This window comes from Sporosarcina sp. NPDC096371, assembly GCF_044762865.1.
Classification (GTDB): Bacteria; Bacillota; Bacilli; order Bacillales_A; family Planococcaceae; genus Sporosarcina.
Genome location: NZ_JBIWFE010000015.1, coordinates 1 through 21,924 on the forward strand (window position 1 = coordinate 1; position 21,924 = coordinate 21,924).

Sequence of the window (21,924 nt, forward strand, 5' to 3'; positions counted from 1 at the left end):
CACCCGTTCCCATCCCGAACACGGAAGTTAAGCTCTTCAGCGCCGATGGTAGTTGGGGGTTTCCCCCTGCAAGAGTAGGACGTCGCCGGGCACACAGTCATTACCAACAGGTAATGGCTTTTTTGTTGTCTAAAAATGAAAACCGAAGGTTTATCTCGTATTTGTACAATGAAATGAGTGTAAGAGCTGGTGTGCCGACGTTTAAGCAAGCGAAGGCTGAGGATCGGAGCGTGTGATATACGCGAGAACCGGACGACTGAAACTGACAAAGAAATCTGTCGGGTAATTTACACATTTTTTGTGTAAATCAAAGCAAGGGTTTTCAAGACGTCGCCGAGTACGCGGTCATTACCAATAGGTAATGGCTTTTTTTGTATAGAAAACTATAAAATCTCGAACTATAGATAAGTTACAACATAGTGATTTGGAGTCGAGGCCCCAGCGCTTTTGTTCTTCCCTAATAATAAAAACCGAAGATTTATCTCGCACTTGTACAATGAAATACGTGTAAAGGGAGATGTGTGATAGTATTCAAGAAAGTAAAGGTAGGAGGATTGCAGCTAAAGTCATGCGAATGGGTAATGGCTTCTTTTATTTGTTATTTCAGCAGGAAAGCATGGGTTTTCTAGTTAATTTGGAGAAAGAATTGCTGACGCTAGGGATTAAATTGAAGGTAAAAGGAATACTAAGGAAGGAATTGTTCTGTAAACGTTCCTATTAAAGTGAGGAAGTTAGCCAACTTATTTATTTAATGAATAATTTGAATACTTTTTCTTAACCTCACATCCTTGACAGCTATTGTATCCGCTGATAACCTATTTAATAATATTCAACTCAGAATATATACAATTAGGAGGCGTAATGGAATGTGGGAATCAAAGTTTGCGCGTGAAGGGCTTACGTTCGATGATGTGTTGCTAGTACCTGGACCATCTGAAGTATTACCTAAAGATGTGTCATTGTCTGTTAATCTTACTGATAAGATTAAATTAAACATCCCGGTTATCAGCGCGGGAATGGATACGGTCACAGAATCGAAGATGGCAATTGCAATGGCGCGTCAAGGCGGGCTGGGTATCATCCATAAGAATATGAGTATTGAAGAGCAAGCCGAGCTAGTGGTTACTGTTAAACGTTCTGAGAATGGTGTCATTACAAATCCGTTTTACCTTACGCCTGAACATCAAGTTTTCGATGCTGAGCATTTGATGGGCAAATATCGTATTTCTGGTGTTCCAATTGTTAATAATAATGAAGAGTTGAAACTTGTCGGGATCTTAACGAATCGTGATCTTCGATTTATTCAGGATTACTCCCTGATTATCGATGATGTAATGACGAAGGAGAATCTTGTTACGGCGGCTGTTGGCACAACACTTGAAGATGCCGAGAAAATTTTGCAGAAATATAAGATTGAAAAGCTTCCGATTGTTGATGAAGGTGGCATCCTTAAAGGTTTGATTACGATTAAAGATATTGAAAAGGTGATTGAGTTCCCGAATGCAGCTAAGGATCAACATGGTCGTCTTCTTGTTGGTGCGGCAGTTGGTGTTACATCAGATACAATGGTACGTATCGAGAAGCTTGTCAAAGCAGAAGTTGATGTCATCGTCATTGACACTGCTCACGGACATTCTAAAGGTGTTCTAGACACGGTTAGACAAATTAGACAGGCATATCCGGATCTCGATATTATTGCAGGGAATATTGCTACTGCCGAAGGTGCTCGTGCACTTTACGAAGCAGGCGCTGACGTTGTCAAAGTGGGAATTGGCCCTGGTTCGATTTGTACAACGCGTGTAGTTGCAGGAGTAGGTGTTCCACAAATTACTGCTATCTATGAATGTGCGACTGAAGCGCGCAGACAAGGCAAAACGATTATTGCAGATGGCGGTATCAAATACTCTGGAGACATCGTCAAAGCGCTTGCAGCGGGCGGACACGTCGTTATGCTAGGAAGCCTTCTGGCAGGTACAACGGAAAGCCCTGGAGAAACAGAAATCTTCCAAGGTCGTCGTTTTAAAGTGTACCGTGGTATGGGCTCAGTGGCAGCAATGGAGCGTGGATCAAAAGACCGTTATTTCCAAGACGATGCGAAGAAACTCGTGCCGGAGGGAATCGAAGGTCGTATGCCATATAAAGGTCCGTTGTCGGATACAATCCATCAGTTAGTGGGTGGTGTTCGTGCAGGTATGGGTTATTGCGGTACAAAGGATTTGCACGATCTACGTGAAAAAGCGCAATTTGTACGTATGACAGGTGCAGGCTTACGCGAAAGCCATCCGCATCAAGTACAAATTACGAAGGAAGCTCCAAACTATTCACTTTAAGAAGTGACATTATCTGAGTTTGAAGTTTAAATGAAGGAACCCCGGCATCTTTCCTGCGTCTACATATGAGCGGAAAGGTGCTTTTTCGGTTTAGTTCCCATGTTGTACCGGAATTATGATAAAATGACCTGAGGGAAATAGCAATGACGGAGGTAATATTGTGAAACGGGAATTGAGAAAATGGGTGGCAGTATTGTTGATGCCACTACTATTATTAACGACACTTGGCGTAGCCCCAGCTTATGCGGATTCACCGTTGGGCATTCATGTCGATGGAGCAATTTTAATTGACGCAGACAGTGGAAAGATTTTGTATGAAGAAAATGCAGATACGCCACTAGGCATTGCAAGTATGTCGAAAATGATGACCGAGTATCTTCTTTTTGAGGCAATTGAGGAAGGGAATATAACTTGGGATCAAGAATACAAAGTGAATGACTATACGTATGCGGTTTCACAGGATCGTCGTCTTAGTAATGTACCACTACGAAGAGATGGTACGTATAATATTCGCGAGTTGTATGAAGCGTTAGCAATTTATTCAGCCAATGCAGCGACAATTGCGATCGCTGAAACGATTGCGGGAACAGAGACAGAGTTTTTGAAGCTGATGAACGCGAAAGCGGAAGAGCTAGGCTTGAAGGACTATAAATTCGTTAATACAACAGGTTTGAATAATAGTGATTTACAAGGCATGCATCCTAAAGGGACAGGCCCAGATGACGAAAACGTCATGCCGGCAAAGTCTGTTGCAAAACTTGCTTATCATTTGTTACATGACTATCCCGAAGTGTTGGAAACGACAAAAATTAATACAAAAGTATTTCGTGAAGGTACAACTGATCGTACAGTGATGAAAAACTGGAATTTCATGCTTCCAGGATTCGTTTATCAATATGAAGGCGTTGACGGCCTGAAAACAGGTACAACTAATTTTGCAGGACATTGTTTTACAGGTACAGCTACGCGTGATGGTAAACGAATCATCGCCGTCGTCATGAATGCTGTCGATGCAAAAGGTGTTGGTTCGTACGAGGCGAGATTCGATGCAACACGCGCTTTGTTCGATTACGGTTTTAGCCAATTCTCAGAAGTAGAGTTTGTTCCTGCTGGTCATCAGTTTGATAAGCAGAAAGAACTTGATGTCGTTAAAGGGAAAGAGAAACAAGTATCTATTGAAGTGAAGGAACCAATTCGCATGATGGTGAAGACAAGCGAAAAAGATTTGTATGTTCCTGAACTGACAATTGATGAATCTAAACTCAAAGACGGTGCACTTCAAGCACCTATTAAGAAAGATACAGTTGTGGGTCATGTGAAATTGGTGAAAACAGAAGGCACGGATTATGGATTCATTGATGACACTAATCCAGGAGCTGAAGTTGTAACGAAGGATGCTGTTGAAAAGGCGGGCTGGTTCTCCCTAATGATGGGAGCCATCGGTGATTTCTTTGCTGGCATTTGGAACGGTGCAACTGGCTTTGTTAAAGGTTTATTTAAATAAAATGAAAGGCGTGGGATCCTTAATTGGATTCCACGCTTTTTTCAATACGCCAGCTTTTCATGAGGGCATTCACTGTATGTGTGATTTCCTTAACGGATAAGCCACCAAAACCAATCAGAAAGGAGGGCTCTCCTGTTAGGGGAGCTGTTCGGTAACCGTTAAGGCCGTAGACACGGATATTGGCTGAGCTAGCCATTTTTACAAGTGTCTCTTCTGTTGCATCGGTATGGACTGTGATGATGATGTGCATGCCAGCTTCATCGCCGGAAAATGATACATGCGGTGTGTAGGAGCTAAGTGCTTCTGTTAACATCTGCAGTTTCCGCCGATAAATTTTCCTCATTCTGTTTAGGTGTCGGGAAAAGTGTCCATCTGCCATGAAGCGAGCCAGGATATGCTGATCGAGCCTCGGTACAGTAGCTGCATAGTGAATAAATGCCTTCTCGTATCTGTCGAGCAAAATAGGAGGAAGCACCATGTAGGCAATCCGGAGCGATGGCATAAGCGATTTCGAAAATGTACTTAAATAAATAACGTTACCGCCTTTATCTATTCCTTGTAAGGAAGGAATAGGGCGTCCTGTATAACGGAATTCACTATCGTAGTCGTCTTCAATGATGAAATGCTCGTCTTGTGCCGAAGCCCAGTTCACTAAAGCGGTCCTGCGAGCCGCAGACAGGACGGTACCGGTTGGAAACTGGTGTGAGGGCGTCACATAAGCAACAGTTGCTCCTGAGCGTTGGAGTGCCCGTATATCCATCCCTTCTTCATCCACTGTAATGGGGACCGCCTTTCGATCATTGTGGAAAAAGACATGATGGGTGAGTGGGTATCCAGGGTCCTCGATGGCATAGGTCGCATTTTTGCCGAGAATTCGGATAACCAGTGGCATAAGCTGTTCTGTTCCAGACCCGATGATGACTTGCTCCGGCGTACAATCAACACCACGGGAATGATACAAATAGCGGGCAATTTCTTGACGTAGCTCGTAATCACCGTGCGGATGGCCCAGAAGGAGGAGATTCTGAGATGATTCATCGATGACATCTTTGGCATATTTCCGCCATTGGGTGAAAGGAAATGATTCAGTGTCGATTTTTCCAGGAGAAAAGTCGATAGAGATATCTTCTATTTTTCGATCAATGGATTTTTCTATGAGTTCTATTGGTTGGACATAGGCCAGTTCCTCAATTGCTTGTACATAATAGCCTTTTCGAGGTTTCGATGAAATAAACCCTTCCGCCGTGAGCTGTGCATAGGCCAGTTCGATTGTCGTTTGGCTGATATTGAGAAAATCACCGAGTTTGCGTTTGGAAGGGAGTTTCCTACCCACGGGTAATTTACCATTGGTGATATCGCGGCGAATTTGGTCATAAATTTGCTCGTATAGTGGGCTATTTTTGCTCTTTTCTAGTTTAATTAACAACATTTCGATGTTGATCATCCCGTCTGACCCTTTTAACTTCTATGGAACTGAGTATTTCAATAAGGTCATACTCTATTATACTGAACAATAAGAAAAGGGGGAAGATAAAAATGAGTTTTCAATATGGCGGCGTCATCATGGATGTTATTAATGCGGAACAGGCAAAAATTGCGGAGGCGGCGGGTGCAATTGCAGTAATGGCACTTGAACGTGTTCCTTCAGATATACGGGCAGCAGGCGGCGTAGCACGCATGGCAGATCCACGCATCATTACAGAAGTACAGGGAGCGGTGTCAATTCCGGTAATGGCGAAAGCACGTATTGGGCATATCTCTGAAGCACGTGTACTCGAAGCGCTAGGCGTCGATTACATCGATGAAAGTGAAGTACTCACACCAGCCGACGAAGAATATCATCTGCTGAAAAGCCAGTATAATGTACCGTTTGTTTGTGGAGCACGTGACCTTGGGGAAGCAGCACGTCGTCTCGGGGAAGGTGCAAAGATGCTACGTACGAAAGGTGAGCCAGGTACGGGGAATATCGTTGAAGCTGTGCGTCACCTACGTAAAGTGAATGCGCAAGTGAACCGAATCGTTCATATGAATGAAGATGAGCTAATGACAGAAGCACGTGATCTTGGAGCTCCGTATGAGATTCTTCTGGCGATAAAAAAACATGGCCGTCTTCCTGTAACAAACTACGCAGCAGGCGGTGTGGCAACACCAGCTGATGCTGCATTGATGATGGAACTGGGCGCAGATGGCGTGTTCGTTGGTTCAGGAATCTTCAAATCAGAAAACCCGGAGAAATTTGCACGTGCGATTGTTCAGGCAACGCAAAACTTTAAAGATTATAAGTTAATCGGTGAGCTTTCCCAAGACATTGGTACTCCAATGAAAGGCCTGGAAATTGCAGGATTAGCGGCAGGGGAACGTATGCAGGAACGCGGTTGGTAAACGATTCTTATTCCAGACTGTAGATAAAAGCGGAAATTGCGCTTTTATCTACAGTATTTTTTTACTTTTATGACAGATATGGATATTTAGATAGGTTACGATTAGAAGTAAGGGTAAAATGAATACGGCATGAGCTATTTTAGAGAGGTGGCCATGATATAGGTGACCACGACTGTTGGAAGAAATCCAGTCCTTAAGAAGGTAATTCATTATGGGACCGCTATTGGTGCAATGATGTTTGCAGTCTTTTCAGCTTTTAATGATATATACATCTTATTGGTGTATTTGCTGGCGGGTATCAATATATTTAATGGAGCTTATGTTCACGTTAAGCATAACTGGAAATATGTAATATTATTGATTATACTTTCGACAGCACCAGTATTGATTTATTTGGTTTTGAAATACCAATAGTTAAGAAATCAGGTGATGAAATGGAACAATTAAGGGTCTTTGATGAAAACTATGTTTATTTGAAAGAGGCAAGCAGAGATAACGTCCATCGTGATGGGCTATGGCATGAAACATTCCATTGTTGGCTTGTTGATGAGCAGTTTGTCTATATTCAAAAAAGAAGCGCCATAAAGAAGGATTTCCCGAATCTATTTGACATTACAGCCGCGGGACATATTCTTGCGACCGAAACGATTGCCGATGGTATTCGTGAAGTAGAAGAAGAGCTTGGTTTAGCTGTGGAGTTATCGCAGTTATCTCCAAAAGGCGTTGTGCAGGATGTAATTGAGCTACCAGGTTTTCTAGATTGTGAATTTGCCAATGTCTTTTTGTACGAATCATCTTTTGCTCCAAATGCATTTTCACTGCAACAAGAGGAAGTGGCAAGTGTTCATGTTGTAGAACGTCAAGCATTGTCGGCCCTTTTTTTAACGGAAATTGCGACGGTACTATGTACTAATATTTTTGACGGAGCTACGACAGAAATTAGTTTGACCGACTTCGTACCTCATGAGCGAACTTATTTGGAACAGATCGCGATGTTGTTGAAATGAAAAATTTTGAAAGTGCATATACTGAATTTATAATCTCTATCGAAGGCGTCTCAAGGGCAGGCATCCGGGGAAGGATGCAGTTCAATCCTTCCTTAAGCGCCGAGCGTTGTTAGTAAGGTTCTTTATTTCCACGTACGACTTGCCAAAATGTTAGGCATGTAGTAAGGTATTTGTAATTGCAAATAGGAGACGATGATGGAAAGTAGTAACAAGCACGTTTTTTGAAGAGAGCCGGCGGTTGGTGGAAGTCGGTAAAAACACTTGTGAATCCGTTCTTGAGTTGCTGGGCTGAAATAATTAGTAGGCCTGTGCCGGTGCTTGAGCCGTTATTTCAATGAAGTGGATTGGACGATAAGTGTCTGGTCAATTTGGGTGGCAACGCGGGTAGTTCTCGTCCCTTTTATAGGGGATTTGAGGGCTTTTTTTATTGTCCAAAGATAAGGGCATAATGATGTCTAGGCTTCAGCGCTTAGAGGCTCGGGTCATAAGTCCCTGACCAGGCGCTTCCGCTTTTCTTTCCATCATCGTCAACATTTTAAGGAGGAATTGTCCATGCTTGATATTAAAAAGGTTCGTGCCAATTTCGATGAAGTGAAGGAAAAACTTGCGAAACGCGGGGAAGATCTTTCAGATTTCGATAAATTCGGTGGTCTCGACGAAAAACGTAGAGAATTAATCGCAAAAGTAGAAGTGTTGAAAGCAGAACGCAACGAAGTCACACAAAAAGTTGCAGAAATGAAACGTAATAAAGAAGATGCCGATGAACTGATCACACGTATGCGCGCAGTTGGGGATGATATTAAAAAACTCGACGAAGAGCTTAACCAAGTGGAAGAACAACTTCAGTACATTATGATGCGGATTCCAAATATCCCACATGACAGTGTACCTGTGGGTGATACTGAGGATGACAACGTTGAAGTTGGTACTTGGGGCGAAATCCGAGCATTTGAATTTGAACCAAAACCGCATTGGGAAATTGGTACGGATTTGAAACTTCTTGATTTTGAACGGGCTGCAAAAGTGACGGGAAGTCGTTTTGTCTTTTACCGTGGAATGGGTGCTCGTTTAGAGCGTGCATTGATTAACTTCATGATGGATTTGCATCAGGATGAACATGGCTATGAGGAAATGCTACCTCCATATATGGTGAACCGTGCGAGCTTAACGGGTACAGGACAGCTTCCGAAATTTGAGGAAGATGCGTTCCTTCTGGAGGAGGAAGATTATTTCTTAATTCCAACTTCTGAAGTACCGGTTACGAACTTTTACCGCGATGAAATTTTGGATGTCAAACAACTACCGGCTGCATTTGCTGCATATAGCACGAACTTCCGCTCAGAAGCGGGATCTGCGGGCCGTGATACGCGTGGGTTGATCCGTCAGCATCAGTTCAACAAAGTAGAGCTTGTTCGTTTTGTTAAACCAGAAGATTCTTATGATGAATTGGAGAAATTGACAGGGCATGCCGAGAAAGTGTTGCAGTTGTTAAATCTTCCATACCGTAAGTTGAAAATGTGTACAGCGGACCTTGGCTTTACAGCCGCTAAAAAGTATGACCTTGAAGTATGGATTCCAACACAGAATGTGTACCGTGAAATCTCTTCTTGTTCAAACTTTGAAGATTTCCAAGCACGTCGCGCGCATATTCGTTTCCGTCGTGAAGCAGGTGCGAAGCCTGAATACGTTCACACATTGAATGGTAGTGGTCTTGCGGTTGGTCGTACAGTGGCGGCAATCCTTGAAAATTACCAACAAGAAGACGGTTCTGTTGTCATTCCAGAAGTGTTGCGTCCATATATGGGTGGAAAAGAAGTTATTAGTAAGTAAAAAAAGAAATCGTGCTGACGTTATTCAACGTCCTGCACGATTTCTTTTTTTAACCTTTTTTTCCGTTCACGGATCGCCCTAAAAAATGCGGTAAGCATTTCTCCGCATTCGTCGGCCATTATACCTTCCACAACATCGCATTCATGATTGAAGCGTGGATCGTTTAATAGGCGATACAACGAGTCCACGCACCCACCTTTTGGATCGCGGGCGGCGTAGACAACACGTGGAATTCTCGATTGTAAAATAGCCCCTGCGCACATTGGGCACGGCTCAAGCGTGACATATAACGTAGTATCTTCGAGCCGCCAGCTACCGATTTCTTGGCAGGCATCCTGAATAGCAGATAGTTCAGCGTGAGTGACAGCGTTTTGAGTTGTTTCCCGCAAATTATGTGCTCGCGCAATGACTTGATCGTTATGTACAATGATTGCGCCAATCGGTACTTCCCCAATTGCATGTGCTTTCATCGCTTCCTCGATGGCCATTTGCATATATAGCCGATCTTTTTCAAATGTACTCATACAACATCGCTCCCTGCAAATAGTGTAGCATGATGACTTCCTGAATCAAATTGTTCCACGTGGAAAAAGTCCGGAAGTTGCTCCCTATTTTTCATATCTAGCCTGTGATAAAATAAGAAGCATTATCTATTTACATCATGAAGGGGGGAATTCTGTTGTCGATTCCGTTTATAACGGTCGAAGGTCCAATTGGTGTTGGGAAAACATCACTTTCCACAGCGATTGCAGACATACAACAATTCCATCAACTAAAAGAAATTGTGGATGAAAATCCGTTTTTAAATAAATTTTACGACAACATCGAGGAATGGAGTTTCCAGACCGAAATGTTTTTTCTTTGTAATCGCTACAAACAGCTTAGCGATATTAAAAATGAAATTCTAGTGGAAAAGAAATCAGTCGTTGCTGATTATCATATTTTCAAAAACCTCATTTTTGCGAAACGGACACTGCGTCCTGATGAGTATGTGAAATACGAAGAAATTTATAAGATTTTGACGCAGGACATGCCAGTTCCAAATGTCATTGTCTATCTGCATGCAAGTTTAGACACACTCATGAAACGAATCGGCATGCGTGGCCGTGACTTTGAAAAGAACATGGATCCTGCTTATATGCAGCAGCTTTCAGACGACTATGAAACATTCATCACCTATTTTGAAAAAGCACATCCTGAAATCCCCGTGCTTCGGTTCAATGGCGATGAATTAGATTTCGTGAACAGTGATAAGGATTTACAATTCATCTTAGAGACCGTTGATGCAACGATACAAAAAGGAGTAACTTTGAATGAACTTACGTGAAAAATACGGTATTCCAAACAATGCCGTCATTACAATTGCAGGGACGGTTGGTGTCGGCAAATCAACGATGACGCAGGCGCTTGCAGATGCATTAAACTTTAGGACATCTTTTGAAAATGTTGATCAGAATCCATATCTGGATCGTTTTTATGATGACTTCGAAAAGTGGAGCTTCCATTTACAAATTTATTTCTTGGCGGAGCGTTTTAAGGAACAGAAGCGTATCTTTGAATATGGCGGTGGGTTTATCCAAGACCGTTCGATTTATGAAGATACGGGGATTTTCGCGAAAATGCATCAGGAAAAAGGAACAATGGATCCTGTTGACTATGAAACATATACGAATTTGTTCGAAGCAATGGTGATGACACCTTATTTCCCACATCCGACTTTGCTCGTTTATTTAGAAGGATCACTCGATGAGATTGTGTCACGCGTTCAAGAGCGTGGGCGTCCAATGGAACAGCAGACGCCGATTGCTTACTGGGAAGAGATGCACGGGCGCTACGATAAATGGATTAATTCGTTCAATACATGTCCTGTGCTACGATTGGATATTAATGATTATGATCTTATTAAAAATCCACAAGAGGTAGAAATAATTGTGGAGCGCATTGGGCATATGCTGGAGCAGACGGCATTTTTGAGAAAGTAGTTATAATAAGAAGCGCATTGGGTTTAATTATCCAATGTGCTTTTTTATATTGTGCCTCGCCAAAAGGGAGTTGTTTTTTTGTACTCTTTGCTAAGAGCTTTAAATCTTCGAAGAATTACATGATAAATAATGGATCCTTTTTTTCATTTCGTGAATAGAATAGAGTGTTTAACTTGAATTAGCGGAAGTTCAAGTTTTTTGCCGATTCCAGTTGGCCTCCGGTGGATAGTACAAACTTTGAAAGGAGCTAATTGCGCAAGCGCAATTATGCGGAGGCGTAATTGATAGTTATGGGAGTGGGGATGGCGTGACTCATTATTGGGGGAGAGTGTACTTGTACTGTTATCCAATGCATCCGTGTTTGATAGGACCGTTGGATTGTGTCAATAAGGTTGAAGTAGCGTTAAGGAGTACAATGCGACGTTTATGGGGGGAACATACCGCATGGACGAGGGCTACTGTCAGTAGTCTTGTCTATTCATTGCCAGATGCCGACTTTGTTGTGGCGCGTCTTCTCCGTGCTGCAACGGATATGGGGGGAGCATTGCGTCCTTTTTACAGTGACGGGGTGGCAAAGAAATACGGCCGGCTGTTAACAGAGCATATTACGCTGGCAGGCGATCTCATCAACGCTACATTAACGGGTAATGAGGAAAAGGCAACAGCGATAGAAAAGAAATGGTTTCGTAATGGAACTAAGATTGCGCTATTTTTAAATAGCGTTAATCCTTATATATCTGCGGTAGAGTTTCAAGAAATGTTTGATGAACATATGATGCTCATCAAACAAGGGATGAGCAGTATGATCGCCAAGGATTTCAAGGCTAGTGTAAATCTATTTGATTTAATGGAGATGGAAGCTTTGGAAATGGCAGATATGATATCGGATGCAATCATTATGCAATTTCCTTATAAGTTTATGTCGGTATATGGATGATGGAGCAAGCTTTAAAGGAGGAATTGTAACGTGTATCCATACTCAGATAATGTTAATGAGCCCAACGGCGTGAAATCCTATTCACGATACACAGCGCCAGTCAGGTATATCTTGAAGAATGCGGCGAGCCAACAAGGTGGGTGTTGTATAAGCAAGGCAGAGACCGACTTTATTAATATGAACCGGCTTCTTTGGATGGAACATGTTAACTGGACCAGAATGACGATTATCAGTATCGTATTCGGCTTGCCCGATCTACAGTTTGTCGAAGAGCGTTTATTGAGAAATGCGACGGATTTAGCGAATTGCCTAAGACCTTTTTACGGCGATACAATTGCGGATAGATACGCTGTGCTTATTAAGGAACATCTATTGTTAGCGGCAGAATTAGTCACAGCAGCTACAAAAGGAGATGAGAAGAAGGCGGCGGAGGTGGAGAGGCAATGGTATCGAAATGCAGACGATATTGCCGAGTTTTTAAGTAGTATCAACCCTTATTTAGGAAAAGATGAAGTAAGGGAAATGTTTTATATGCATCTAGCTTTAACGAAGCTTGAAGCAGTTTATATGATTCAGAAAAACTATAAAGCAGATATTGAAGTGTTCGATAAAATTGAGGCACAGGCTTTAGAAATGTCGGATATGATAGCGTGTGCAATTGTGAAGCAGTTTCCGGGTATGTTTATGCCACAATGTTAAAACAAACGGTACACCATTCAATAAGATGGTGTACCGTTTGTTTTAGTTAAGAGAATACGGCCGATGACTGAAAGAATTCAGCGTATAATTCCTTTAATATTTTTGTTTCATCCTTTTTATGAACGCCGAAGACGAGGCTTACTTCGGAAGATCCTTGATTGATCATTTGAATGCTGGCACCTGTGCGCGCAATGGCAGTGGCAGCACGGGCGGCTAGTCCTATTGAATGGCGCATGCCTTCGCCGACGAGGACAATCATTGAAAAATCACTTTGAATATTTACGTCATCTGCATTTAGTTCCTCTTTCACCCGATGGATGATGCGTGCTTTTTTATCTGTAGTGATGAATTTACTACGAAGGATGACAGATAAGTTATCAATTCCAGACGGCGTATGTTCGAATGGAATTTCTTCTTCTTCTAATATTTGTAATAGACGACGCCCGAACCCGATTTCTTGGTTCATTAAATACTTGTCAACGAACAGTGTGGAAAATCCATCATCTGCCGCAATGCCTATAACGGGCTGAGTGGAATGATTACGTTCCTTGACGATTAACGTGCCTGGTGCTTCTGGGTTATTGGTATTTTTAATGCACACGGGAACGGAACGGCGGAAGGCAGGCATGAGTGCTTCATCGTGGAAGACAGAAAATCCTGCATAGGCCAACTCACGCATTTCACGGTACGTCATTTTGTCGATTGCGACTGGGTTGTCGACAATCACTGGATTGGCCACAAAGACAGAGTCAACGTCTGTGAAGTTTTCATAAAGTTCGGCTTCTGTTGCTGCTGCTAGTAGTGATCCAGTAATGTCAGAACCACCCCGGTTGAAGGTACGAAGTGTTCCGTCTTCTGTGTAGCCGAAAAATCCTGGAAAGATGACGATACCGGGTTCATCACGTAGCTTGGCCAGCAGTTCATCGCCTTCAGGCAGAGCACGAACACGCTCGGGACGGTTATTGACTAGTAATCCTGCATCTTTTGGGCATATGTATTTGGCATCTATGCCGATATGTGCGAAATAAGCGGCGATGAGCTTAGCGTTATTGTCTTCTCCAGATGCTTTTAAATAATCCATATAAAAAACGGGATCCTTTTTATCCCTGGCGAGACGTTTATGCAAATCCAATTCAATGATGTGCATGATTTCCTCTGAAAGACCAAGTCCTTCAGCGATTAGTCGATAGCGATTGACAACATCCGCAAGTTCTTTCTTTGTCTCCTTATTATTGAGTGCCTGTTCTGCAAGACGAATGAGCAAATCTGTTACTTTTTCATCTTCACTACATCTTTTGCCAGGAGCTGATACGACAACAATCTTTCGGGACGAATCGGCTGTAACGATGGCTGCTACCTTTTTGATCTGTTCAGCTGATGCAACGGATGTTCCGCCAAACTTGCATACTTTCATTTTGATCAAATCCTATCTTTTAATTTGTGATATGTGTATGTTATTTTGAACTTTTTCTAAAATAGGGGTTGTTATTGACCGAATATTTCACTATACTGTCCTTATGCAGAGGACGGATGTTCTTATATAGTGTACATACAGTTAGGAGAATCGTCAATGAAAAATGAGATTAATATTGGGTTGCTAGGATTTGGGGTTGTGGGAAGTGGTGTGGCCAAAATCTTGGAAAACCATCAAGAAGACTTGCGCCATAAGCTTGGTGTACCTGTGACGATAAAAAAAGTTCTTGTGAAAGATTTATATAAGAAAAGGGATACGGTGCTGTCATCGGAAGTGTTCACAACAAATTTGAATGAAGTTCTTGATGATTCGTCTATTGATCTTATTGTAGAAGTAATAGGCGGAACGCGTGAGGCAAAAGAAGCAATTGAAAGCTCACTGTGTGCGGGTAAAGGAGTCGTGACGGCTAATAAGGATGTCATGGCAGAATACGGCCCTGGGCTCTTGCAACTGGCAGATGAAAATAAATGTGATTTGTTTTATGAAGCGAGTGTTGGTGGAGGGATTCCGCTGATCCGCACGTTGGAAGATGGTCTTGCGTCTGACCGCATTAGCGCTTTGACAGGCATCGTCAATGGGACGACGAATTTTATCCTTACGAAAATGAAACATGAAAAGATGGGTTACGAAGAAGCATTGGTACAGGCTACTGAACTGGGTTTTGCAGAAGCTGATCCATCAGCAGACGTTGACGGGATTGACGCTGCACGGAAAATGGTTATTTTGGCTTCGCTAGCATTCTCTACGGAGGTCCGTTTAGACGATGTATTTGTCAGGGGGATGAAAGAAATCCGTGAAGGCGATTTAGAGCTTGCGGAACAATTTGGCTATACGGTGAAGTTAGCTGGGTCAGCTAGCAAGGACTCAGACGGTATTGAAGTGGCAGTTGAGCCGGTCCTGTTTCCGAATTCTCATCCATTGGCTTCGGTGAACAACGAATTCAATGCGGTGTACGTATATGGTGATGCGGTTGGAGAAACGATGTTCTATGGACCAGGAGCGGGCTCGCTGCCAACTGCCACATCAGTCACGGGTGATATTGTGGCTGCGTGCCGCAATCTATTGCTTGGCGTGAATGGTAAAAGACTGCATGCTCCGCAATATGAGCGCAAAGTGAAAAGTGATGCTAACAAATTAGCACGTTATTTCCATCGTATTCGCGTTAAAGATGAAATTGGTGTTCTAACAAAACTGACAGCCATCTATAGTAATTGTAATGCGAGTTTAGCGACAGTTGTCCAACATTCGGATAAAGCGGAGACCGACGCAGACTTGATTTTCATCACACATCAAATTTCGCGCAAGCAGCATCTAGATATTGTAACTGAATTGAACAACACACCAGAGGTAATTGGCGTGCTTAGCCATTACCGGGTAGAGGGGGAACAATGATGAGAAGATGGAATGGATTGATTGATGAGTATAAAGAATGGTTACCGGTGACTGAAGAAACACCGGCGTTGACGTTGCAAGAAGGGAATACACCCCTCATTCATCTAACGAATTTGTCTAAACAATGGGGCATAGAGCTCTACGTGAAAACGGAAGGGACGAATCCAACAGGATCATTTAAAGACCGAGGAATGGTAATGGCAGTTGCGAAAGCAAAAGAGGAAGGTAAGGAAGTTCTTATTTGTGCATCAACAGGGAATACATCGGCATCTGCCGCTGCATATGGTGCACGTGCAGGTATGCGGACGATTGTTGTAATTCCAGAGGGGAAAATTGCGCTCGGTAAATTAGCACAAGCGAAAATGTACGGTGCAGAAATTGTAGAGATTGCAGGAAACTTCGACGAAGCGCTTGAAATGGTGCGGGAAGCCGGCGAGGGAAAAGTGGCGGTCGTTAACTCCATTAATCCGTATCGTTTGGAGGGTCAAAAGACAATTGCATTTGAGGCCATTGAGCAACTGGGGAAAGTACCGGATGTTTTTGCATTGCCAGTCGGGAACGCGGGCAATATTTCAGCAGCTTGGAAAGGGTTCAAAGAATATGCGGAGCGAAAAGGAACTGCTTTACCATCATTGCTTGGTGTACAGGCAGACGGGGCAGCGCCGATTGTGTACGACCGTGTATTTGAAAATCCTGAAACAGTGGCGACGGCAATCCGAATCGGTAATCCTGCGAGTTGGCAATTGGCAAAGGACGCACTTGCAGAATCGAACGGTGCTATTTTATCGGTGACGGATGAAGAAATTTTGGTAGCATACAGCCTGATTGCTTCAATGGAAGGTGTATTTGCTGAGCCGGGTTCATGTGCAACAATTGCAGGTATTAAAAAACGTCTCGATGCAGGGTTACTTGAAAAAGGTTCAACAGTTGTCGGGGTGCTGACAGGTAATGGGCTGAAGGATCCTGAAACAGCTATCATGGTGAATGAGCAGCAGTCGTTATTGTCACGTGACCAGTTTGATGCGTTGCTAAACGAATTGAAAGAAGGGGCAAAGTAATGGGAGTAGCCAATTTTTCAGTTGTCGTACCTGCTACGACGGCAAATCTTGGCCCCGGTTTTGATAGCATTGGTCTTGCACTTGCTTTGTATATGACGGTTGATGTTGAACAGGCATTGAGCTGGAGTGTTCAATATGAAGGGGACGAGTACCAGGGGTTAGCAAGTGGCGAAGATAACTTGATCGTGACGACGATTCTATATGTAGCGGAACGGTATGGGCGGATGGTAACTCCACAGGCATTGTATGTCCAGTCAGATATTCCGCTTGGAAAAGGACTTGGGAGTAGTGCGACGGCGATTGGAGCAGGTATTGAAATTGCGGATCAATTGCTTGCGCTAGAACTCGCTTCAAAGGACAAAGTCTTAATTGGTAGCGAATTAGAGGGACATGCCGATAATGTATCGGCTGCGTTGCTAGGCGGCGTAACCATTTCTTATTTTGATGGCGCTGATATAGATGTTATTCATCTTCCAGAACCTAAAATAGGTGTAGTCATGCTCGTTCCGCCGAAAGTGTTACTGACAGAAGAATCTAGAGGTCTTCTTCCAGAATTATTGCCTCATGCAGTAGCGATTGCAGGTAGTGCAGCCAGTAGCGTGATGACAGCTGCTATTGCGCGGGAGGATTGGGAAACCGCAGGCAGGATGATGGAGAAGGACGTTTTTCATGAACCATATAGAAAGGCCTTTTTTCCTGAGTTCGAGAAGATCCGTCTATCTTGTCGGGATTATGGCGCGTATGGCATGACGATTAGCGGTGCAGGTCCATCGGTGTTTATTGCTGTGAAGCAGGGGGAAGAGGGAAAGATAGCTGAGCGGTTAGCGGCTGACTTCCCGTATTATGAGTGCTTAGCGATAAAACCATCTCTTGTTGGTGTAGTGGTGAATTGAATAGATGTAAAAAAAGAAGCAGACCGTTTAACGGGTCTGCTTCTTAAGGTTGTTGTTTAATGTCCAAAATAAAAATCCGCTATCGAGTAACGAATTCAATCTCCAAACTTATGCGCTAAGTTGAAAAATATGGAGGAGGTAGAGGGATTCGAACCCCCGCGCGGTTTAACCCGCCTGACGGTTTTCAAGACCGTTCCCTTCAGCCGAACTTGGGTATACCTCCGTGTCAACAAAATATAATTTATCATGTTTAGATTACAGTGTCAACAGTTTGCTGAATGTAAAATAATTGTGATAACTTCTCGAATAAAGATTTGATTTTTTACGGGAGAATGAGTATACTAATAGATGCCGTGCTAGGTGGGGAGGTAGCGGTGCCCTATCACTTGCAATCCGCTCTAGCAAGACTGAATCCCTTCTCGAGGCTGTCCGTATTGTAGGGTCTGCCTTTTGCACGTAGTGTTGACGTTTGGGTCCCGCGCAATGGGAACCCATGAACCATGTCAGGTCCGGAAGGAAGCAGCATTAAGTGGACTTTTTCATGTGCCGCGGGGTCGCCTAGACCGAGCTGGCGACAGGAGTAACGCTTATGTGCGGCTGTCAGAGGAAGGTGCACGGCATTTACTTTTTATAATTCAACTCGTCCGCTGTTGCGGGCGGGTTTTTTTATTTGCCCCGACGGAAGCTTTTACTTCTATATGAGGAGCTAAAGTTTAAACTGTTTTTCAGTGGAAAAAGAATAACGAAATACATATAAATCAGAGGGAATCCTAACGCCCAACCGATTCAAGTTAAGCTCCCGTTGAAGGTTGTAAACTTTGGGTGCGATTGATTGGTTATAAAAGATTTGGGGAAGGTGTTTGTGCTATAATAGAAATATTATCGCATTGCGTCAAAAGGAGGAAGAACTGTTGGTTTATCAAGCTTTTTATCGTGTATATCGGCCTCAGTCGTTCGCCGAGATGTCTGGGCAGCAACATGTCAAACAGACACTACAGAACGCCCTCCTTCATAATAAGACGACGCATGCTTATCTATTCTCGGGTCCGAGAGGTACAGGGAAGACGAGCGCCGCAAAAGTTTTTGCGAAAGCGTTGAACTGTGAAAGAGGCCCGGCAAAAGAACCGTGCAATGAATGTCCGGCATGCCTCAGTATTACAGAAGGATCCAATACAGATGTTATTGAATTTGACGCGGCTTCGAACTCACGTGTCGAGGAGATGCGGGACATAATCGAGAAGGTTAGGTTCGCGCCATCCAGCGCACGTTTTAAAGTGTATATTATCGATGAAGTGCATATGCTCTCAAACTCGGCATTCAATGCGCTATTAAAAACACTTGAAGAACCGCCGTCGCATGTTGTTTTTATCTTGGCAACGACGGAACCGCATAAGTTGCCTTTAACAATCATCTCAAGATGTCAGCGATTCGATTTCAAGCCGATTACACCCACTGATATTATGGATCGGATGAAAGTTGTACTAGCGGATACAGGCATTGAGTCTGACGAGGGTGCATTAAAGGTGATTGCACAGGCCGCATCAGGCGGAATGCGTGATGCACTTAGTATGCTTGACCAAGTTGTGTCGTTCAGTGGGGATCGGTTGACTGTTGAGGATGCGTTACTTGTTACAGGTTCGATTAGTGAAGACATCTTTCATCAGTTGGCGGAAGCGTTGCTTGGCAAAGATGCAGGTATGGCACTTTCGTTGTTGGATCGCTTGATCGCAGAAGGAAAAGATGTGTCTAGGCTAGCGGAGGATTTAATCACGTTTTTCCGAGATCTTCTTTTGCTCCGGACAGCACCGGGGTTGAAAAACTTACTTGAACTTGTATCAGGCGACGAACGTTTTGTGGAAATGGCACAAAGATTCAATCCGGATATCTTGTATGCATTTATAGACATATTGGCAAAGACACAGCAGGAGATGCGATTTTCCAATCATGCAAAAGTGTATATCGAATCCGCATTATTGAAAATGATCCACCTGGACAGCCGTCCTACACAATCGGCAGGTAGTAATGAGGCAGTTGATTCGGGGCTTGCGCAGAAAGTAGCGGAACTTGAACAGGTCATTGCTGAAATGAGACAACAAATTGCTAACGGAGTGAGTGTGCAGACGGATGGACAAGGAACTGCGCAACCGCGGAAAAATGTATCGAAGTCATCGCAATCGGTCAAAATTCCGACGGGTAAAATAAATGAAGTGTTGAAAGCTGCGACGAAACAGGATATCCAGACAATTCGAGAAGAGTGGGCAGGAATGATGCAGACCTTGCAAAAATCACACGCTGCGCTTCTTGGAGAAACAGAACCTGTGGCCGCATCAGAGAACGCTTTTGTGTTAAAATTCAAATATGAAATCCATTGCCTAATGGCTTCTGAAAATTCATCACTCCGGTCAGGATTATCGGATGCTTTACGCTCGCGAACTGGGAAGGCGTATGAAGTTGTGTACGTTCCTGAGGAAGGTTGGCTGAAGGTACGCGGGGAATATATCCAAAAAAGTGGATTGGCTAAACAGCAGGAGCCGACAGATACCGAAGAAGGTGCAGTCGAAGAAATGCTGTCATTCGTCAAGGAAGCTGAACAGGAAAATACTGACCCAATCGTGACGGAAGCGGAAAAGATTTTCGGTAAGGAATTCATAGAAGTCTACGATGACTAATAATTATGAGGAGGAAACGAATATGCGTGGTATGGGAAATATGCAAGGTATGATGAAGCAAATGCAGAAAATGCAAAAGAAAATGGCTGAGGCACAAGAAGAGCTTGGAGAAAAGCGTCTTGAGGCGGCGGCAGGCGGCGGTATGGTGAAAGTGATTGTATCAGGTGATAAGCAAGTCGTTGATGTGATTATTGACCCATCTGTCGTTGATCCGGAAGATGTCGAAATGCTACAAGATCTTATTGTGATTGCCACAAACGAAGCAATGGCAAAGGCGGAAGAATTAACGAACTCTACGATGGGTCAATTCACGAAAGGATTGAACCTACCTGGAATGTTCTAGGAGGAAAATCGATGCATTACCCTGAACCAATATCAAAACTAATTGATAGTTTTATGAAATTGCCAGGTATCGGCCCCAAAACAGCGGGTCGACTGGCGTTTTTTGTATTAAGTATGAAAGAAGATACGGTATTGGACTTCGCAAAGGCGCTTGTGGATGCAAAACGGAATTTACGTTACTGTTCGGTTTGCGGACATATAACCGATGTTGACCCGTGTCATATTTGTCAGGACAAACAACGCGATGGTTCAATGATTTGTGTTGTTCAAGATCCAAAAGATGTTATAGCTATGGAGAAGATGAGGGATTACAGAGGACTCTATCATGTTCTTCATGGGGCGATATCACCTATGGATGGTATTGGACCTGAAGATATTAATGTTCCTTCCTTATTAACACGCCTTCAGGACGAAACAGTTGAAGAATTGATTTTGGCTACGAATCCTACAATTGAAGGTGAAGCGACTGCCATGTATATATCGAGACTTGTTAGACCCTCCGGAATCATGACAACAAGAATTGCCCACGGATTGCCGGTCGGAGGAGACCTTGAATATGCGGATGAAGTTACGCTATCGAAGGCGCTAGAAGGCCGCCGGGAGTTATAGGAGGTCATCTTGCATGTTTGGACGAAAAAAGAAGCTTAAAAAAGAGTTCGACGAACGTCTTCATTCATTAATGCTAGAAACGAAAGAAGAATGGGAACGTGCGAGAGAGAACGAAAGGTATCTAAATGACTACGACCAAGAAGTGATGGTACGACGGAAAATTGCTGAAAGTAAACACTTTTATTTGTTTAAAGAAGCAAAGATCCGTCAGTTAGGAAGAGATTAATATGTTTTCACGGGACCGCATAGAATGAACTATTCATTTGAAAGGGGCGTTTCCCGTGAAAATTATTGGTGGTTTAGTTGTTGGATTAGTTCTCCTTCTATTGTTGGTGTTAGATAAGAAGCAGATTCAAAAAGCATTAGAACGTTTATCCGTATACTGGTTTAGACTGGCGTTTGCCTTCCTTGTTCTTTTCGCAATGAATATTGCGGGAGGTTTTATCGGTGTTTATGTTCCTGTAAACATAGTATCTGGACTTTTGCTCGCGGTGTTAGGTATACCTGGAGTCGCTACGCTATGCGCTTTCGCAGTTTTTTTATAATTTTTTTATAAAGTGTTGACATTCTATTGTTAGTGGTGTAATCTTATAGAAGTCGCCAATGAGGCAGACGAAAGAGCCGAGAAAACAACGAAAAAGAAATTGAAATTAGTTGTTGACATCGAGAGTGAAACTTGATATGATATAAAAGTTGTCATCGAAACAAAGACAACAAACATTATCAACATGAACCTTGAAAACTGAACAGCAAAACGTCAACGAAATATAGCGAGAGTGCCAAGTGCACTTGAGCAAAAACGTTTCTAAGTAAAAC

Annotated in this window: 21 protein-coding genes, 1 tRNA gene, 1 rRNA gene, 1 other RNA gene and 1 other annotated feature; of the genes, 20 read left to right on the plus strand and 4 right to left on the minus strand. The window is 43.2% G+C overall.

Annotated features, from left to right (window positions below; translation table 11 throughout):
• The 3 genes from rrf to ACIQ0H_RS21205 form a co-directional block, all read left to right on the plus strand.
• Positions 1-91, plus strand: a 5S ribosomal RNA gene (rrf, locus tag ACIQ0H_RS21195); the annotation flags it as partial.
• 775 nt (positions 92-866) lie between these two features.
• Positions 867-2,330, plus strand: a complete 1,464-nt coding sequence (gene guaB / locus ACIQ0H_RS21200) for an IMP dehydrogenase (protein WP_403419241.1) — start codon at positions 867-869, stop codon at positions 2,328-2,330.
• Positions 2,331-2,490: 160 nt separating this feature from the next.
• Entirely contained in the window at positions 2,491-3,834 is a 1,344-nt protein-coding gene (locus ACIQ0H_RS21205; protein WP_403419243.1) for a serine hydrolase, read from the plus strand.
• A gap of 19 nt (positions 3,835-3,853) precedes the next feature.
• Here the strand turns inward: ACIQ0H_RS21205 and pdxR are convergent, their stop codons facing one another.
• Positions 3,854-5,269 carry a MocR-like pyridoxine biosynthesis transcription factor PdxR gene (gene pdxR / locus ACIQ0H_RS21210; protein WP_403419277.1) on the minus strand — a complete coding sequence of 472 codons (1,416 nt, stop codon included), beginning with the start codon at positions 5,267-5,269 and terminating at the stop codon, positions 3,854-3,856.
• Positions 5,270-5,301: 32 nt separating this feature from the next.
• On the opposite strand from pdxR, the gene pdxS reads away from it, so the two are divergent.
• From pdxS to serS, 4 genes are all read left to right on the plus strand, one after another.
• Positions 5,302-6,216: a pyridoxal 5'-phosphate synthase lyase subunit PdxS gene (gene pdxS, locus ACIQ0H_RS21215; protein WP_403419246.1), complete on the plus strand. Its 915-nt coding sequence runs from the start codon at positions 5,302-5,304 to the stop codon at positions 6,214-6,216.
• A gap of 162 nt (positions 6,217-6,378) precedes the next feature.
• Positions 6,379-6,630, plus strand: coding sequence for a hypothetical protein (locus ACIQ0H_RS21220; protein ID WP_403419248.1), 252 nt, complete (start codon positions 6,379-6,381; stop codon positions 6,628-6,630).
• A gap of 20 nt (positions 6,631-6,650) precedes the next feature.
• Entirely contained in the window at positions 6,651-7,223 is a 573-nt protein-coding gene (locus ACIQ0H_RS21225; RefSeq protein ID WP_403419250.1) for an NUDIX hydrolase, read from the plus strand.
• Between the two features lie 183 nt (positions 7,224-7,406).
• Positions 7,407-7,625, plus strand: a binding site (T-box leader).
• Positions 7,626-7,775: 150 nt separating this feature from the next.
• Positions 7,776-9,053, plus strand: coding sequence for a serine--tRNA ligase (serS, locus tag ACIQ0H_RS21230; protein WP_403419252.1), 1,278 nt, complete (start codon positions 7,776-7,778; stop codon positions 9,051-9,053).
• Between the two features lie 20 nt (positions 9,054-9,073).
• On the opposite strand, the gene tadA is transcribed toward serS, so the two are convergent.
• Positions 9,074-9,577 (minus strand): tRNA adenosine(34) deaminase TadA, encoded by a 504-nt coding sequence (gene tadA / locus ACIQ0H_RS21235; protein ID WP_403419254.1) that lies wholly within the window; start codon positions 9,575-9,577, stop codon positions 9,074-9,076.
• Between the two features lie 155 nt (positions 9,578-9,732).
• Between tadA and ACIQ0H_RS21240 the strand changes: the two genes are divergently transcribed.
• From ACIQ0H_RS21240 to ACIQ0H_RS21255, 4 genes are all read left to right on the plus strand, one after another.
• Positions 9,733-10,380: a deoxynucleoside kinase gene (locus ACIQ0H_RS21240; protein WP_403419255.1), complete on the plus strand. Its 648-nt coding sequence runs from the start codon at positions 9,733-9,735 to the stop codon at positions 10,378-10,380.
• Positions 10,367-11,035: a deoxynucleoside kinase gene (locus ACIQ0H_RS21245; protein WP_403419257.1), complete on the plus strand. Its 669-nt coding sequence runs from the start codon at positions 10,367-10,369 to the stop codon at positions 11,033-11,035. Before ACIQ0H_RS21240 ends, ACIQ0H_RS21245 begins: the two co-directional genes overlap by 14 nt.
• Before the next feature lie 415 nt (positions 11,036-11,450).
• Entirely contained in the window at positions 11,451-11,972 is a 522-nt protein-coding gene (locus ACIQ0H_RS21250) for an acetylglutamate kinase (protein ID WP_403419259.1), read from the plus strand.
• 30 nt (positions 11,973-12,002) lie between these two features.
• On the plus strand, positions 12,003-12,671 hold the full coding sequence (locus ACIQ0H_RS21255; protein WP_403419261.1) for a hypothetical protein: 669 nt from the start codon (positions 12,003-12,005) through the stop codon (positions 12,669-12,671).
• Positions 12,672-12,717: 46 nt separating this feature from the next.
• Here the strand turns inward: ACIQ0H_RS21255 and ACIQ0H_RS21260 are convergent, their stop codons facing one another.
• Entirely contained in the window at positions 12,718-14,085 is a 1,368-nt protein-coding gene (locus ACIQ0H_RS21260; protein ID WP_403419262.1) for an aspartate kinase, read from the minus strand.
• A gap of 156 nt (positions 14,086-14,241) precedes the next feature.
• Here ACIQ0H_RS21260 and ACIQ0H_RS21265 point away from each other — a divergent pair, with 156 nt between their 5' ends.
• From ACIQ0H_RS21265 to thrB, 3 genes are read left to right on the plus strand one after another with little or no spacing between them, the layout of a single operon-like run.
• Positions 14,242-15,537, plus strand: a complete 1,296-nt coding sequence (locus ACIQ0H_RS21265; protein ID WP_403419264.1) for a homoserine dehydrogenase — start codon at positions 14,242-14,244, stop codon at positions 15,535-15,537.
• Complete coding sequence (thrC, locus tag ACIQ0H_RS21270; RefSeq protein ID WP_403419266.1) at positions 15,537-16,595, plus strand: threonine synthase; 1,059 nt, start codon at positions 15,537-15,539, stop codon at positions 16,593-16,595. Before ACIQ0H_RS21265 ends, thrC begins: the two co-directional genes overlap by 1 nt.
• Positions 16,595-17,488 carry a homoserine kinase gene (gene thrB, locus ACIQ0H_RS21275; protein ID WP_403419268.1) on the plus strand — a complete coding sequence of 298 codons (894 nt, stop codon included), beginning with the start codon at positions 16,595-16,597 and terminating at the stop codon, positions 17,486-17,488. Before thrC ends, thrB begins: the two co-directional genes overlap by 1 nt.
• Before the next feature lie 130 nt (positions 17,489-17,618).
• On the opposite strand, the gene ACIQ0H_RS21280 is transcribed toward thrB, so the two are convergent.
• Positions 17,619-17,711: transfer RNA gene (locus tag ACIQ0H_RS21280), tRNA-Ser, on the minus strand.
• A 128-nt stretch (positions 17,712-17,839) separates the two neighbouring features.
• On the opposite strand from ACIQ0H_RS21280, the gene ffs reads away from it, so the two are divergent.
• The 6 genes from ffs to ACIQ0H_RS21310 all read left to right on the plus strand — a co-directional run bounded on the left by ffs (position 17,840) and on the right by ACIQ0H_RS21310 (position 21,653).
• Positions 17,840-18,106: signal recognition particle sRNA large type (ffs, locus tag ACIQ0H_RS21285), an RNA gene on the plus strand.
• Positions 18,107-18,399: 293 nt separating this feature from the next.
• Positions 18,400-20,157, plus strand: coding sequence for a DNA polymerase III subunit gamma/tau (dnaX, locus tag ACIQ0H_RS21290; protein ID WP_403419270.1), 1,758 nt, complete (start codon positions 18,400-18,402; stop codon positions 20,155-20,157).
• Between the two features lie 22 nt (positions 20,158-20,179).
• Positions 20,180-20,500, plus strand: coding sequence for a YbaB/EbfC family nucleoid-associated protein (locus ACIQ0H_RS21295; protein WP_403419279.1), 321 nt, complete (start codon positions 20,180-20,182; stop codon positions 20,498-20,500).
• An 11-nt stretch (positions 20,501-20,511) separates the two neighbouring features.
• Positions 20,512-21,108, plus strand: a complete 597-nt coding sequence (gene recR / locus ACIQ0H_RS21300; RefSeq protein ID WP_403419272.1) for a recombination mediator RecR — start codon at positions 20,512-20,514, stop codon at positions 21,106-21,108.
• A 13-nt stretch (positions 21,109-21,121) separates the two neighbouring features.
• The gene (locus ACIQ0H_RS21305) at positions 21,122-21,334 is read left to right on the plus strand and encodes a YaaL family protein (protein ID WP_403419273.1); all 213 of its coding nucleotides are present in this window, start codon (positions 21,122-21,124) and stop codon (positions 21,332-21,334) included.
• Positions 21,335-21,389: 55 nt separating this feature from the next.
• A complete protein-coding gene (locus ACIQ0H_RS21310; protein ID WP_403419275.1) occupies positions 21,390-21,653 on the plus strand; it encodes a pro-sigmaK processing inhibitor BofA family protein in 264 nt (87 codons plus the stop codon).
• Positions 21,654-21,924: the final 271 nt, after the last annotated feature.